Below are 13,865 nucleotides of genomic sequence, written 5' to 3'. Positions count from 1 at the left end.
GTGTCAGGGTTTGATATAGGCGAAACCTTCCATTTGCAGCTTGCCCAGTTCCGCCACCCCGGACGGCACGATGTCTTCCGGCCAGACATCGAACAGATCTGTCTCTGCGTCGATGTCGCGACCTTCCAAGGTGTTGTTGCAGACAAGAAAACGTACGCCATCATTCTTCAGGCCCGAGATCAGGCCCTGCAGTTGCTGGTTGTCCTTGGCCTTCGCCAGCAGGTCGAGCCCATCCCCATGCATGACGACGCGCAGGTCCAGATTATCCTTTCCGACGGCCTTGATGTGATTGCGGATATTGCCAAGCGCCCCCTTGTAGCCGCTTCCGTCATCGCCGCCGGTTTCATTGATGTGATAGACGACCTTCTGGGGTGCATAGCCGTCCTGTGCGACGACCGGGCCGCTCGCCAGCGCCCAGATCGCGGCAGCCGCCACGATGAGTGTTCCGATCAGTTTCATTGCGCGTCTCCTCCTGTTCGCATTCCATTATCGGCATGTCGAAGGGGTATGATGCAAGCTTTTCCATGGCGCAGGGCGAATCGATCGGCTAGCTGATGCACAGGAGGACACCATGCGATCACTGTTTCATCTGGCAATTCATGTCACCGACCTGGAGGCGGCGCGTCGGTTCTACGGCGAGGTTCTGGGCTGCGCCGAGGGACGCTCGACCGATAGCTGGATCGATTTTGATTTCTTCGGACACCAGCTTTCTCTGCATCTGGGCCAGCCGTTCGGCACAAGCCGCACTGGCAAGGTTGGCGACCACATGGTGATGATGCCGCATATGGGCGTGGTCCTGCCGCTGCCAGATTGGATGGCCCTGGCCGACCGGCTGGCGGCAAAGGGGGTCGCCTTCGACATTCCGCCCGTGATCCGGTTCCAGGATCAGCCGGGTGAACAGAGGACAATGTTCTTCTTCGATCCTTCCGGAAACCCGATCGAGATCAAGGGTTTTCGCAACTTCGACGGGCTGTTCGCATCATGATGGACTATGTCTTCGCCCCAGCTCCGCTGCCGTCGGTGCCGGTCGCGGGGCAGGCTGCGCGTTTTCCGGTGCGGCGGATCTTTTGTGTGGGCCGCAACTATGCCGAACATGCGCGCGAGATGGGCCATGACCCCGACCGCGAGCCGCCGTTCTTCTTTACCAAGCCCGCCGATGCGCTGCTGACGGATAACGGCGATCTGCGCTATCCACCGCAGACCGCCGATCTGCATTTCGAGGCGGAACTGGTCGTGGCGATTGGCCACGGCGGTCGCGACATCGCGCCGGCTGACGCGCAGGACCATGTCTGGGGCTATGCCGCCGGCAACGACTTCACCCGACGCGACCTGCAGGCGCAGGCGAAGAAAGCCGGCCGGCCGTGGGACATGGCGAAGGGGTTCGATCAGTCGGCGGGCTGCGGCGTTATTCATCCGGTGTCCGGCACAGGTCCGCGCGACAGTGGCGCAATCCGGCTGACAGTAGATGGGATCATCCGCCAGGATGGCGATCTGGCGCAGATGATCTGGTCGGTGCCCGAGGTGATCGGGCATCTGTCATCACTGGTCGCGCTGGCACCGGGTGATCTGATCTATACCGGCACCCCGGCAGGCGTCGGTGCGGTGGAACGAGGGCAAGTCGTGCGGGTCGAGATCGACGGGCTGACCCCGCTGGAGACGCGCATCGTCTAGGGCTGCGACCGACGACCAGAGGGTATCACGAGCCACCGAGTTCGTAACATCCACGATGCGGCATGCAAAGCCGTGTGGTCGTTGGGGTATCCTCTGCGGCTTGCCGCCCCAACCAGCAAAACCCGCGTGCTTGACGCTGTGGACCAAGTGATCCCCAGATCTGGTCGCATGAAAAAGGCCCCGTCGCCGGGGCCCTTTCCACTTCTTGCGTATATTGCGATCAGGCGGCTTCTTGCACCGTCCGGGCGTCGGATTCGACTAGTGCGCGGTGCAGCGCCTTGATCGCCGGCTTCATGATCTCGCGTTCGACGATGAACTGGACATCGACCGGGCGAGGGCCCTGCGTGGCGCCGATCGCCTCCAGCCCGTTTTCGGCCAGAGCGTTGAGGCCACGGCTGAGAACGGCCAGCGTGTCCAAATCGCGCCCAACAGCGGCCACCATCGCGATCGAGCGCGAGGTGATGACGGCAGACGGGTATTTCGCCTGCAGATCCTTCTCGACCCGGCGAAGCACTTTCAGGCTGCTGTCGACGTAATGCGTGATCGTATTGGCGTTCGACACCTTCGATACGATGCGCACATCGTGACGCGTCAGGATGTCGATGATCGTCGCGTCGTAGCCTTTCACGCCCACCATGTCCTGTTCGAACACTTCCAGCGCGAACAGGTCCAGCCCGGTGACGATTTCGACGGCCGGGCTCTCGGCCGGCTGGTCGTCGATCAACGTGCCTGGATCGTGAGGTTCGAAAGCATTGGTGACGCGCAGCGGGACGCCCGATTGACGCAGGGTCTTGGCGGCTTTCGGGTGGATCGCCTCCATCCCCAGATTCGACAACTGGTCGGCCACGTCATAGTTCGTGCGACCCAGCTTGCGCACCGCATCCTGACCGACAAGGTTCGGATCCGCCGAGCTGAGGTGGAATTCCTTGTGGATGATCGCCTCGCGCGCGCCGGTCAGTGCGGCCAGACGCGAGAACGTCACCTCGGAATAGCCGCGGTCGAATTCACGCATCAGACCTTCGGCACATTGCGCGTATCCGGTGACGATAGGCATCTCGGTCGCGGGATCGACGCCCGACATCGCGCCTTCGATCCGCTGGTCCAGGGTTACGTTGCCCTCGTCCCGCCATCCCGACAGATCGATGAAACGGGCATTCACACTTGCGCGCTGAAGCATCAGCGATGTGACAAAGGCAGAATGCGCCTCGCCCAACCCGGATAGCAGTTCACGCGTTTGCAGCATGTGCTCTGACAGACGGAAATGGCCATAGGAACACAGGCGCTGAAGGTCGATCAGACAGTTGCGTGCGCCAAGCAGGCGGTCGCGGACAAACGCGTCGGCGCGTTCAATGTCGCCCGGATGATCCAGCACCGCCTTGTGCGCCGCGATCATCTCGGCCTCGACACGGTCCAGCGCCTGATGCCAGGAATGGTCGCCGTCCGAATTCGCGAAGGCGGCGTAAACGCCTGCTTCTCCGGATTTCTTGTGTTCCAGCAGCAAATTGGTGATGCCACCGAACGCCGAGACGACGAAGATCCGATTATACAGGTCGCTGCCCGAACGATCGCCGATCAGCAGTGTGTCACGCAGTTCGTCCACCCGCGACATCGTCGTGCCGCCGATCTTCTCGACCGTATGATGTTTCTGGGTGTCTGCCATGTCTTACGCCGTTTCTTCCACCGGGGCGTAAGAGCCGTCTTCGCGGTGGACTTCGTTCCCGGTCACGGGCGGGTTGAAGCAGCAAGCCATGACCAGTTCTTCTTCGGCCCGCAGCGTGTGCTTGTCATTCAGGTTCAGTGCATACATCACGCCCGGCTTGATCTCGTGGGTCTGGCCGGTGGCGAGATCGGTGATCGAGCCGCGTCCGGACATGCAATAGACGCTTTCGAAGTGATGCTTGTAGTGGAAGGTATGTTCCGACCCGGCCTGCAGCGTGGTGATGTGGAACGAAAAGCCCATTCCATCATCGGCCAGCAGCATCCGCACCGAATTCCATTTTGCATCCGACACCGACCGGTCGGTGTCTTTCAGTTTGTTGAAATCACGAACGATCATGTCTGTTACTCCGCAGCGATGTTGGTGGTGGCAAGAACTTCACGGGCCGCATCCATCAGGATGTCGAAGCCCTTCTCGAAGGTCTCGACCGGTGTTGTCAGTGGTGCCAGGACCTTGACCACCTCGTCCTCGCTGCCCGAGGTTTCGATGATCAGACCCTTGTCATAGGCGCGGCCGCAGATCTTTTCGGCCAACTCGCCGGACCCGACATCGACGCCCCGCATCAGGCCGCGGCCTTTCAGATAGGCGCCGGGGATCAGATCCGCCAGCTCGGTCAGGCGACGTTCGATCAGCTGGGCCTTGTCGGCCAGTTCCTTCTGGAACGCGTCATCGGCCCAGAACTTCTCGATCGCAACGCGGGCGGTCACGAAGGCATGGGTGTTGCCACGGAAGGTGCCGTTGTGTTCCGCCGGACCAAACACGTCATGTTCCGGACGCACCAGCAGCAGAGCCAGGGGCAGGCCAAAGCCCGAGATGGATTTCGCCATGGTGACGATGTCTGGCGTTACGCCCATGTCCTCGAAGGAAAAGAACGTGCCAGAGCGTCCGCAACCGGCCTGAATGTCGTCGATGATCAGCAGGGCGCCGTGTTTCGTGGCGATGTCGGCAATCTTGCGCACGAAGTCGCCGGACGCGGCGTTCAGCCCGCCTTCGCCCTGGATGGTTTCCAGCATGATCGCTGCCGGTGCGTCGATCCCGCCCGAGGCGTCCGACAGCATCAGGTCCAGCAATTCAGCGCCGTCCACCCCGTCGGCAAAGCCATCATAGGGCATGCGGGTGACACCTTGCGTATCCATGCCGGCACCGCCGCGGTGATATCCGTTGCCGGTCGCCGCCAGCGCACCCATGGTGACGCCGTGGAAGCCGTTGGTGAAGGCGACGATATTTGTGCGCCCGGTCTTCTTCCGGGCGATCTTCATCGCGGCCTCGACCGCGTTCGCACCGGTCGGCCCCATGAACATGACCCGGTGGTCCATGTTGCGCGGGGTCAGGATATGACGGTCGAATGCAGTCAGGAAGTCGGCCTTGGTGGTCGTGTGAAGGTCCAACCCGTGGGCAATGCCGTCGCTGGTGATGTGCTCGACCAGTGCCGACTTCATGTCGGGGTCGTTGTGGCCGTAGTTGAGCGAGGAACAACCGGCCAGAAAGTCGATATACTCGGTGCCGTCATTGCCGGTCAGAACCGATCCGCTCGCCTTCGTGAAGACGGCGGGAATGCCGCGGCAATAAGACCGCGCTTCGCTTTCGCGTCGAGTGAAAATGTCGGTCATGTCAACCATGTCCTTGGGCATAGGTTTTCCTTTCGCACCGTGGTGCGTTCTAGAATTTCAGTGGTTCGAGGATCGATCAGGCGGCGTCCGCGCTGTCGGCATCATCCTCTTCGGGCAGCGTGATCGTCACCATGTGTTCGGTGGCGTGCTTACCGTCGAAATGCTCTTCGCGCTTGTAGTGCGCCTCATCGGACAGTTCGCCGCCAACGTGCTTGGCAAAGCTGCGGAACAGCGCCCACGATGCCTCATTATCCTTGGTGATCGTCGTGTTCAGCTGGTTGGCTTCGGCACAGGCCTCTCGGCCGATCAGATGTTCCAGCATCCTGCGGCCCAGACCAAGACCACGGGCCTTGGGGCTGACGGCCACCTGCCATACGAACAACGCGTCCTCGTTCGGGATCATATGCCCCGAGATCCAGCCGACGATGTCGCCTTCCATTTCGGCGACGACACAGGTGTCGCTGAAATGCTCGGCCTGAACGATATTGCAGTACATGGAATTCTCGTCCAGCGGCTTGCAAGAACGAACAAGATCCCAGATTGCAGAGCCGTCCTCGCTGGTTGGTTTGCGAAGTGTCAGCGTCCGGGGGCGCAGCGTTTCAATGTCAGCCATGTCCTTGGGCATGCGATCTGATCCTCAATTGCTTCGGCTAACTAACTAGTAAAGCCGCCCTCAGGTTGCAACCGAATCGTGAAATAATGGTCTAAATCAGCTAAATAGCTATGAACAAAAGGGTTTTGCGGCGGTTTGGTGCCGAAGGTTCCGAAAAATCGCTTAGTCAAGCAAATTATTTGCCCCGGTTTGCTTTGTGGATTGAACTAAATTCGCGTCATGGGCATCATTCCGGCATGAGCAAGACCGATCCTGATCGTATTGACGACGCGCTGATAGCACTACGGCGCATCCTGCGCGCGACCGAGCTGTATGAACGCGATCTGGCGCAGTCGGTCGGGCTGACGCCGGCGAAGCTGCGTGTCCTCCAACTGTTGGCCCTGCGTGATCGCGACGGTGCGACGCCCACGGCGCTGGCACATCAGATGGGGGTCAGCCAGGCGACCGTCACCGCGCTGGTCGATCAACTCGTCAGGCGCGGTTATGTCGCGCGGCATCGGTCCGCATCCGACCGCAGGCAGACAGATGTGGTGATCACGCCCGAGGGTGCCGAGGCGTTGCGGACTGCGCCGAATGCGCTGCAGCAGCAGTTCGTCCAAGGCTTCGGGGCGATGGCCGATTGGGAACAGGCCATGATGATCGCCAGCCTGGAACGTGTCGCGGCGATGCTGAACGCCGAAGGCATCGACGCGGCGCCGGTGCTGGCGACCGGCGATATCCGAATGGGCCGCCCCCGGGCCTGACCGGGGGCAAGCGGTCCGTCCGTCACGCGCCCCAGGGGCCGTGCTTGTCCGGGTTTCCGTCCGTTCGTTCGAAACCGTGGGCACCGAAGAAGTCGCGCTGTGCCTGGATCATGTTGGCCGTGCCGCGTGCGGTGCGCATCATGTCGAACCACATCAGGCCGTTTGCCAGGGCGGGCAGGGCATGGCCCGCGCCCAGTCCTTGCGACACGACCTGCCGCAGCGCCGGCAGCGCGGCCTCGACCAGTTCGGCGAAATGCGGCGCCATCACCAGATTTCGGTCGGGATGATCGGCCAGCGCGTCAGCCATGTCGTTCAGCATCGCCGACCGGATGATGCATCCCGCCCGCCAGATCCGCGCGATTTCCGGCAGCGGCAGCGACCAGTCGAACTTGTCGGAAGCTGCGGCGATCATGGAAAATCCCTGCGCATAGCACAGGATTTTGCCGGCGATCAGAGCCTGTTCCATCGTGGCGGGGTCGAATTCGCACAGTTCGGGCGCGGCACCGAACCGGTCTTCGCCCGCCCGCCGATCCTCCAACCGGGCCGAAACGTTGCGTGCCATCACCGCGGCCTCAATCACCGGGATCGGCGCCGCCAGGTGCTGCGCCTCGATGGCGGTCCAGCGCCCGGTGCCTTTCTGCCCCGCACGATCCAGGATCATGTCCACCATCGGCATGTCGCCATGGGGATCCTTCGCAGCCGTGACCTTGGCCGAAATCTCGATCAGATAGGATTGCAGCGGGCCGTCATTCCAGCCGTCAAAAACCTTCGAGATCGCGGCCGCATCCATCGTCATGCCGTCACGCATCAGCCCATAGATTTCGGCGATCATCTGCATGTCGGCGTATTCGATGCCGTTATGCACCATCTTGACGAAATGGCCCGCGCCCTCGACCCCCATCCGCGCGGCGCAGGCTGTCCCGTCCTCGGCGTTGGCGGCGATGGCGGTCAGGACGGGTGCGACGCGATCCCATTGTTCCGGTGTGCCGCCTGCCATGATCGACGGGCCGTGCCGCGCCCCTTCCTCACCCCCAGACACGCCCATGCCCATGAAGCCGAAGGGCAGATCCGAATTCGCGCGGCGCGTGGTGTCATGAAAATCGGCATTGCCCGCGTCGATGACCAGATCATCGGCGCCAAGCAGCGGTGACAGGGCCTCCAGCTGTTCATCCACTGGCTGTCCGGCGGGCACCATCAGGATGATGGTGCGCGGTGCCGCAATCGCATCCACCAACTCGGCCAGCGTCCGGGTCGGCACGATCCGGTCGGCCAGATCGCCGGCATTAGAATGGAAATCCTGCGTGACGCTGGACGTGCGGTTCCAGACGGCGATGGGAAAGCCCTTCTCTGCGATGTTCATCGCCAACGCCGCGCCCATCGTTCCCAGCCCGATCAGTCCGATCCTTGCCTCGCCCATATCCTGCGCCTCGTGCTTTGATTGTGTTAGCGCCATCCATAGGCCACCGGCCGGGCGCTGTCACGGGGTCAGCCGCGATCTGCGCCGCCCGGCGGGTTCGCCTGCACCCGGATCAATGTCTGAAGGCCTGTCGCGCAATGCGTTCTGGCCTTGCCCGTCACGCCCCAGACATCAAGCTGGCAGATTGTCAGCGTGCGACCGGCCTTGATGACGCGCCCCGTGGCCTCCAGCAGATCGCCGCGTGCCGGGTTGATGAGGTTCAGCTTGAATTCGGTCGTCAGAACCTCGGCGTTTTCGGGGAAAAGCGTGAAGCCGGCATACCCGCCGGCCGAATCCGCGATGGCTGACGTGGCGCCCGCATGGAAGAATCCGTGCTGCTGGGTCAGTTCCTTCCGAAAGGGCAGTTGCAGGGTCACAACCCCGGCGCTGATTTCCGCGATCCGCGCGCCAAGATGGCGCATCAGGCCCTGGCGATCGAAGCTGTCGCGGATCTTGCGGATGACCGCCCGGTCCAGTTCGGTGTCCGTCATGCCGATGTGTCCTCCCTGTTCCTCGGAGAAGTGTGGCGGTCGGCCCGGATGATGCAAAGCGTGACGCGGGGTCACATCCGCAGCAGGGCGCCACGAAATTCGGGCGCGGACAGAACGACCTCTCGCGCGCCGATGCGGGCGGCATGCGACATCGCCATCCCGGTCAGCTCCTGCGCCTGATCCACAGCCTGCATCAGCGGGTATCCGCGCCCCAGGGCTGCCACGATCAGCCCCGCGAACAGATCTCCGGTTCCGGGCAGGGACACGGGCAACATCGCCGTCGGATGCCGGCTGAAGCCCTCTGGCCCCAGGATCACGCTTTCCAGTTGTCCGGCTGCGGTATCGCGCAATTCGCAACCCGTGGCGACCAGCCGGGCTCCTTCGGCCAATGACAGGGACCGCGCTGCCGCGTGAAGATCGTCCAACGTGTCGATCGGTTGATCTGTCAGATACCCCAGTTCGAAGGAATTCGGCGTGGCCAGATCGGCCAGCGGCAATAGCCGCTTGCGCAGGACTTCCGCGATTGCCTGTGGAACGTACAGCCCCGGCGCGTGGTCGCCCATCACCGGGTCGCACAGATAGCGCAGCGCGCGATTGCGGGTCTTGCACCGCGCGACGAACTCGGCCGTCATCAAGGCCACGTCCACCGATCCGATATAGCCTGTGACCAGCCATGCCGCGCGATCCGGCAACCCGCGCTCTTCCGCGCCACGCAGCAGGTCCGCGAACAGATCGGGAGGCAGCGGCGCGCCGCGCAGCGTCTCGTAGTCCGGGGTGTTCGAGAACAGCACCGTGGGGATTGCCGCGACCTCAAGGCCCGCGGCCTGCATCGGAAACACCGCGGCCGAGTTGCCGACATGGCCGTGCACCACCTGACTTTGAATCGAGATCACCAGCGGCGGGCGGTCGTTGTCGGTCATTGCGGTCCCTCAAGCCTTGCAGTCCAGTCCTCGACGCGGCCGCGTTCAAGCCGTCTGGCGGCATGGCGGCGCCAGCCGTCGGCCAGAACAGCCAGATCCGCCATCGCGGCCAGATCCTGCGCGTTCATCCGGTCGACATACATCACCCGCCACAGTCGCGCGATGGACCAGTCCGGCGCAAGCCGGTCAACCAGTTCAAGCCGATCGCCCGGTGCAACGATTCCGGATTGCAGCACCCGGTAATACCAGCCCGTCCGTCCTGTGCGCTGGACCCTGCGGGCCATGTCGGGAACCCCGAAACGCAGGTTCAGCTTCCAGCAAGGCTGCCGCCCCTGACTGACCTGCACCAGCGCTGTGCCTATCCGGAAGATGTCGCCCACTGCCACATCGGCCTCGGTCATCCCTGTCAGCGAGATGTTTTCGCCGAAGGCGCCGGCGGCGTTCAACAGGGGCAGGGGGCCGATCTCGTCGCTCCATGTCGCATAGTGATCGCGTGGATAGTGGTGCAGCGCCTTTTCGGGGCCGCCATGCACGCGAAGGTCCGCCTGCTGATCGCCCTCGAATCCCGTCGGGGTCAGTGTCAGCGGCGCAGGTGCCGGGATCTTCGCGATCCCGCTGAGATGCGTGCTTCCGGGCAACAGGCTGGCCTTGCCGGTCAGCAGGGTCGGGGGTGCCATCATGTGTTCCGGGGCTGGTCAAGGAAAAGGCGCGGGCCGATCGGACCCGCGCCTGACTGTCATCGCGTGATTGCGGGATCAGCGGCGCAGGGCGCGCAGGCGCAGCCCGCCTTCGATCAGCAGAGCGGCCAGCACGATCTTGAACAAATCACCCAGAATGAACGGCGTAAAGCCTGCGGCCAGCAGCTTGTCGGCGGGAACAAAGGCCGACAGCCACGCAAGCCCGCAGGCATAGACCAACGCGATTCCGGCCAGCATTGCGACCATGCGGCCGAGCAGTGCGCGACCCTGCGCCAACCAGCCCGTCACCAACGCCATCAGTGCCATGCCGATCAGGAAGCCGCCGGTCGGACCCAGCGCATATGCCAGCCCGATGCCGCGTTCGGGCGATCCGGCGAAGACCGGCAAGCCCGCAATCCCCGCGCCCAGATAGGTCAGATAGGCGGCAAGCCCAAGCCGCGGCCCCAGCGCCGCCGCAATCGCCATGACCGCCATGGTTTGAAGCGTCATCGGGACCGGCCAGAACGGAACCTGGGTCTTGGCGCTCAGCGTGATCAGGGCGGCGGCGACCAGGCTGATGCCGATGGCGCGAGCCGGGCTGAGGCCAAGTGTCTGACGATTTGTAAGCTGCATGGAAATCCCTCCGGATGGATCGCGAATCAGAACCGGCTCTGCCCTTCGCGAATATATCTCGATACCGAGGTTATGGACCGGCTTCGATGATGGGTGCAACCTTGACGCTCGTCCGGTGCCGCCGCGGTGCCGCGACTTGCGGCAGTCCCGCGCACCAGCAGCCTCGTTCGGCATCAGAGGCAGGCGATCTCCCACTGGTTTCTGGTCCAGTTGCACGATGGACTGTCCGAATCGAAACGACTCGGTCCGGTTTCCGGCGTGTTTCCTTGAACGGCATCGACGAAGCGGATAGCGTGATGGGTGTAGTCTGTTGACCGTGGCATGGTAACGCCGATGAGGATTTCCCGCTCTGTGATCGCAGCTCCGCCCGTCGCGCCGCCAGCCGTCTGTCTGCGGCCCGCAGCTACTTTTGACCGGCCGGGCCGATGATCGAAAACAGACCAGCCTCGGGCAAGCCCTGTCCCGCGTTTCGCGCGGTGCACGACCCGGCATGGTTCTTTCCGTCGGCCGGGCACAGTCAGGCCGTCAGGGTCCTGTTTCACGGTGCCGAATCCGGCCATCGACTGACCCTGCTGACGGGCGAGACCGGCACCGGCAAGACTCTGTCGATGCGGGTCGTCGCCGCGGAACTGCGCAACGAATTCACCGTGGGCTGGATTGATGCAACCAAGGGTGCCTTGCGTGATCCGCTTGCCAGTGTTCCTGCGGCGTTCGGCCTGAAACTTTCCGGGGCCGGCGCGGGGGATGTCCTGCTGCGCATGCAGGAATTTCTTGGCGATCAGAACCGTCAGGGTCGACCCGCGATCCTGTTCGTGGATGACGCGCATCTGTGCGGCCCCAGCGCCCTTGAGGATCTGCGCGGGCTAAGCGATCCGGGCGGGCGTGGCGCGGAGACGATGCCGTTGCTGATGGCGGGCGCGCCGCATCTTCGTGCCCGGCTGACAGATCCGCAGCACCGTGGATTGTATCGGCTGATCTCGGGATATTTCGACCTTCCGCCCTTGGGCGTGGACGAGGCGCGGGCCTATATCGACCACCGGTTTGCCGTCGCGGGCTGCGAATGCCACGCAGGTGTATCACCATTTGAACACGGCAGTGTCAGGGTGCTACATCACTGGGCCGGCGGCGTTCCCGAGGAGATGAACGAATTGGCCCGATATTGCCTGCGTCAGGCGCAGGCCGCCAGTCGCGACAGGCTGGACGCGGATTTTGTCGATACCTGCCTGCGAGAGCGTGGCCTGAAAGCGCGGCCCGGCGCGGGCGTGGCGGACAGGCAGGACCTGCCTTCGGTGGAACCGGGACAGCCCGTCGTGGAGCTGCCTGTACGTGCGGCCGCGTCACCGACCACCGCCCCCCCAACATCGGCTGTGCCGCGTCACGAGATGCCGCCGGCGACCGGTGCGGACCAGCCGGTGACCGCGGCGCGCAGCCTGCCGGTCCTGACCTCGCAGCCGGTCCGGACGAAAAAAACGGCATCACCTTGGCCGGGCCTTTCGCGCGCGGCCTTCGTGCTGGCGATCGCCGGCGCTGCCGGGGCGCTGTATTGGTGGCAGATCCGTGAACGCAATCCGGACCTGACGACCATTTCCGACATCGACACACAGCCCGCGCAGTTGCGGCCGGAACCGGACGACCTGCCGCCCAGTGCATTTACCCAGTTCGCCGAGAGCCCGGAACTTCCGCCGCCTGCACAGGTCGAACGGATGGCGTCCATGCCTGACCCGGCAGCGTTGATGGCAGAAGCCCTTTCCATCGGGCAGGATCAACCGGAAGATGCGGCGCTGCTGTATGAGCGTGCGGCGATCCACGGCAATGCGCGCGCTGCCTATTATCTGGGGCAGGCTTTCGAGATTGGCGAAGGCGTGAATGCCGATCCGAACCGGGCGCGAAGCTGGTATGACACGGCAGAGGGTATCTGGGGTGCGACAGACCGTCTGGAAGGTCTGTCGGACCAACCCGTGGTGCAGGCTGCTGCTTCGGCGCCCATCCCGGTCTTGCAGGCGGTCCTTCCCTCGGGACAGCTGGAGCTGCACTGGCGGGCGGCCCAGGGCGAAAGCCCCGCGACCTTTGCGATCGAAACCGAATCCAATGAAGACGTTGATCAAGGTGATGCGCCGACTCAACGCATCGTCACCGATCGTTCCGCCATTCTGCTGGAAAATGTGCCGGCGCGCTGGCGCTTTGTCACCATCGGCGTCGACGGAGAGGACGTGGCCGCGACCGACTGGTTCGCGGCCCCCGCGCCCGGACGATGATCAGCAGCCCATGACGGCACAGATGCTGCGGCGATAGGCGGCGTTCGCGTCGCTTTCGGGATCGCTCATCGTCGATGGTGCAGTGCAGTTTGCGACGTAATCGGGGCTGATGCCCCGATTGACGCAGGCGCCAATGCTCCAACCCGGCGGGATCGCTTCAAGATCGACATCGCGCCATTTCGGATGGCCATTTGCCTTCAACTGTTCCAGTTGCGTCAGGATCAGGGAAGACAGGTCCGAGACAGCGGTGCAGGCATCGCGGTGATAGCTGTTGCCGCGCATGTTGTATTCGTAGGTCATCAGAACCGCCTTCACCGCGACCAGATCGACGGGCTCGGTCTGAAACGGATAGGTGTTGGCGGGAAGGGTCGAGGGCGTATAGACGCTGGTCAGCGTATCATCCGAGATCGGGACAAGGTGAAAGCGGTCGCCGTCGATGTTGCCTTCGGAATACAGCGAGGCGGGCGCCCCCGCGACATAGATGAAGGCATCGACGCGGTCCGCATTCAGCGCATCCAGCCCTTCCTGCGGTCCCAGCGGCAGACGTTCCGCAGGCTCTATCCCGCTGAGCGACAGCATCAGGGACGATGTCAGGAATGTCCCGCTGTCCTCGTCGCCGACGCCGACCCGCTTTCCGGCCAGATCCGCAAGGCTGTTGATGTCCTTCTTGGCAAGGATATGGACCTCTTCCTCATACAGGGGAAAGGCGATGCGAACGCCTTGAATGGCCCGTGCAACGACAGGATCCTGGCTTGCAAAGGTCTGCATGTATTCCAGCACGTCATTCTGGACGATGCCGAACTGGGTGTGCCGCCGCTGACGCACCGCAAGGAAATTCTCCAGGGAGCCGGCCGATTCGACCACGCCCATCTGCTGGCCGCAACCTGCCATCAGGTTCTGCATATCTCGACCGAACTGAATATAGGTGCCCGTCGCCGAGCCGGTCATAATGTTGATACGCGGCTCCTGCGCTAGGCCGGGCAGGGCTGCCGCCCCGATGAAGCCTGCGACAAGTGCGGCGCCCCGCAAGATCTTGGACAAACGCATGATACTCTCTCCTTGGAAACGACGTGGGGCCA

General features: G+C 63.2%; 15 protein-coding genes. 4 read left to right on the top strand and 11 right to left on the bottom strand.

What is annotated here, in order from left to right:
- Nucleotides 1-3: 3 nt before the first annotated feature.
- A complete protein-coding gene (locus MU516_RS08805) occupies nt 4-459 on the bottom strand; it encodes a DsrE family protein (protein WP_260276859.1) in 456 nt (151 codons plus the stop codon).
- Nucleotides 460-571: 112 nt separating this feature from the next.
- Here MU516_RS08805 and MU516_RS08800 point away from each other — a divergent pair, with 112 nt between their 5' ends.
- Together MU516_RS08800 and MU516_RS08795 are read left to right on the top strand one after the other, a co-directional pair.
- The gene (locus MU516_RS08800) at nt 572-985 is read left to right on the top strand and encodes a VOC family protein (protein WP_260276858.1); all 414 of its coding nucleotides are present in this window, start codon (nt 572-574) and stop codon (nt 983-985) included.
- Nucleotides 985-1,671, top strand: a complete 687-nt coding sequence (locus tag MU516_RS08795) for a fumarylacetoacetate hydrolase family protein (RefSeq protein ID WP_260277018.1) — start codon at nt 985-987, stop codon at nt 1,669-1,671. Before MU516_RS08800 ends, MU516_RS08795 begins: the two co-directional genes overlap by 1 nt.
- Nucleotides 1,672-1,891: 220 nt before the next feature.
- Here the strand turns inward: MU516_RS08795 and MU516_RS08790 are convergent, their stop codons facing one another.
- From MU516_RS08790 to ectA, 4 genes are read right to left on the bottom strand one after another with little or no spacing between them, the layout of a single operon-like run.
- Entirely contained in the window at nt 1,892-3,331 is a 1,440-nt protein-coding gene (locus MU516_RS08790; protein WP_260276857.1) for an aspartate kinase, read from the bottom strand.
- Nucleotides 3,332-3,334: 3 nt separating this feature from the next.
- Nucleotides 3,335-3,727, bottom strand: coding sequence for an ectoine synthase (locus tag MU516_RS08785; RefSeq protein WP_209055448.1), 393 nt, complete (start codon nt 3,725-3,727; stop codon nt 3,335-3,337).
- A 5-nt stretch (nt 3,728-3,732) separates the two neighbouring features.
- Nucleotides 3,733-5,019 carry a diaminobutyrate--2-oxoglutarate transaminase gene (ectB, locus tag MU516_RS08780; RefSeq protein ID WP_260276856.1) on the bottom strand — a complete coding sequence of 429 codons (1,287 nt, stop codon included), beginning with the start codon at nt 5,017-5,019 and terminating at the stop codon, nt 3,733-3,735.
- A 55-nt stretch (nt 5,020-5,074) separates the two neighbouring features.
- Entirely contained in the window at nt 5,075-5,623 is a 549-nt protein-coding gene (ectA, locus tag MU516_RS08775) for a diaminobutyrate acetyltransferase (protein ID WP_425606836.1), read from the bottom strand.
- A 224-nt stretch (nt 5,624-5,847) separates the two neighbouring features.
- Here ectA and MU516_RS08770 point away from each other — a divergent pair, with 224 nt between their 5' ends.
- Nucleotides 5,848-6,354, top strand: coding sequence for a MarR family winged helix-turn-helix transcriptional regulator (locus MU516_RS08770; protein ID WP_209055445.1), 507 nt, complete (start codon nt 5,848-5,850; stop codon nt 6,352-6,354).
- 22 nt (nt 6,355-6,376) lie between these two features.
- Here MU516_RS08770 and gndA read toward each other — a convergent pair whose 3' ends face one another.
- From gndA to MU516_RS08745, 5 genes are all read right to left on the bottom strand, one after another.
- Nucleotides 6,377-7,771: an NADP-dependent phosphogluconate dehydrogenase gene (gndA, locus tag MU516_RS08765; protein ID WP_260277017.1), complete on the bottom strand. Its 1,395-nt coding sequence runs from the start codon at nt 7,769-7,771 to the stop codon at nt 6,377-6,379.
- Nucleotides 7,772-7,839: 68 nt separating this feature from the next.
- Nucleotides 7,840-8,301 (bottom strand): PaaI family thioesterase, encoded by a 462-nt coding sequence (locus tag MU516_RS08760; protein WP_260276853.1) that lies wholly within the window; start codon nt 8,299-8,301, stop codon nt 7,840-7,842.
- A gap of 71 nt (nt 8,302-8,372) precedes the next feature.
- On the bottom strand, nt 8,373-9,221 hold the full coding sequence (pdxY, locus tag MU516_RS08755) for a pyridoxal kinase (RefSeq protein WP_260276851.1): 849 nt from the start codon (nt 9,219-9,221) through the stop codon (nt 8,373-8,375).
- On the bottom strand, nt 9,218-9,898 hold the full coding sequence (locus MU516_RS08750) for an MOSC domain-containing protein (protein WP_260276849.1): 681 nt from the start codon (nt 9,896-9,898) through the stop codon (nt 9,218-9,220). Before MU516_RS08750 ends, pdxY begins: the two co-directional genes overlap by 4 nt.
- Nucleotides 9,899-9,976: 78 nt before the next feature.
- Entirely contained in the window at nt 9,977-10,531 is a 555-nt protein-coding gene (locus MU516_RS08745) for a biotin transporter BioY (RefSeq protein ID WP_260276847.1), read from the bottom strand.
- A 425-nt stretch (nt 10,532-10,956) separates the two neighbouring features.
- On the opposite strand from MU516_RS08745, the gene MU516_RS08740 reads away from it, so the two are divergent.
- Nucleotides 10,957-12,786 carry an AAA family ATPase gene (locus MU516_RS08740; RefSeq protein WP_260276845.1) on the top strand — a complete coding sequence of 610 codons (1,830 nt, stop codon included), beginning with the start codon at nt 10,957-10,959 and terminating at the stop codon, nt 12,784-12,786.
- Here the strand turns inward: MU516_RS08740 and MU516_RS08735 are convergent, their stop codons facing one another.
- Nucleotides 12,787-13,833 (bottom strand): TAXI family TRAP transporter solute-binding subunit, encoded by a 1,047-nt coding sequence (locus tag MU516_RS08735; RefSeq protein ID WP_260276843.1) that lies wholly within the window; start codon nt 13,831-13,833, stop codon nt 12,787-12,789. It abuts the gene before it with no gap.
- Nucleotides 13,834-13,865 lie beyond the last annotated feature (32 nt).

This window comes from Paracoccus maritimus (genome assembly GCF_025195095.1).
GTDB lineage: Bacteria > Pseudomonadota > Alphaproteobacteria > Rhodobacterales > Rhodobacteraceae > Paracoccus > Paracoccus maritimus.
Note: the sequence above shows the minus strand (reverse complement) of the source record. Positions and strands in the feature narration are given on the sequence as shown.

Bases quoted from the DNA above. Each gene is read 5' to 3' on its own strand.
- ectB (WP_260276856.1), bottom strand. From the start codon at position 5,019: ATGCCCAAGGACATGGTTGACATGACCGACATTTTCACTCGACGCGAA.
- MU516_RS08760 (WP_260276853.1), bottom strand. From the start codon at position 8,301: ATGACGGACACCGAACTGGACCGGGCGGTCATCCGCAAGATCCGCGAC.
- MU516_RS08805 (WP_260276859.1), bottom strand. From the start codon at position 459: ATGAAACTGATCGGAACACTCATCGTGGCGGCTGCCGCGATCTGGGCG.
- MU516_RS08750 (WP_260276849.1), bottom strand. From the start codon at position 9,898: ATGGCACCCCCGACCCTGCTGACCGGCAAGGCCAGCCTGTTGCCCGGA.
- MU516_RS08800 (WP_260276858.1), top strand. From the start codon at position 572: ATGCGATCACTGTTTCATCTGGCAATTCATGTCACCGACCTGGAGGCG.
- MU516_RS08770 (WP_209055445.1), top strand. From the start codon at position 5,848: ATGAGCAAGACCGATCCTGATCGTATTGACGACGCGCTGATAGCACTA.
- MU516_RS08735 (WP_260276843.1), bottom strand. From the start codon at position 13,833: ATGCGTTTGTCCAAGATCTTGCGGGGCGCCGCACTTGTCGCAGGCTTC.
- gndA (WP_260277017.1), bottom strand. From the start codon at position 7,771: ATGGGCGAGGCAAGGATCGGACTGATCGGGCTGGGAACGATGGGCGCG.
- ectA (WP_425606836.1), bottom strand. From the start codon at position 5,623: ATGCCCAAGGACATGGCTGACATTGAAACGCTGCGCCCCCGGACGCTG.
- MU516_RS08795 (WP_260277018.1), top strand. From the start codon at position 985: ATGGACTATGTCTTCGCCCCAGCTCCGCTGCCGTCGGTGCCGGTCGCG.
- MU516_RS08745 (WP_260276847.1), bottom strand. From the start codon at position 10,531: ATGCAGCTTACAAATCGTCAGACACTTGGCCTCAGCCCGGCTCGCGCC.
- MU516_RS08785 (WP_209055448.1), bottom strand. From the start codon at position 3,727: ATGATCGTTCGTGATTTCAACAAACTGAAAGACACCGACCGGTCGGTG.
- MU516_RS08790 (WP_260276857.1), bottom strand. From the start codon at position 3,331: ATGGCAGACACCCAGAAACATCATACGGTCGAGAAGATCGGCGGCACG.
- MU516_RS08740 (WP_260276845.1), top strand. From the start codon at position 10,957: ATGATCGAAAACAGACCAGCCTCGGGCAAGCCCTGTCCCGCGTTTCGC.
- pdxY (WP_260276851.1), bottom strand. From the start codon at position 9,221: ATGACCGACAACGACCGCCCGCCGCTGGTGATCTCGATTCAAAGTCAG.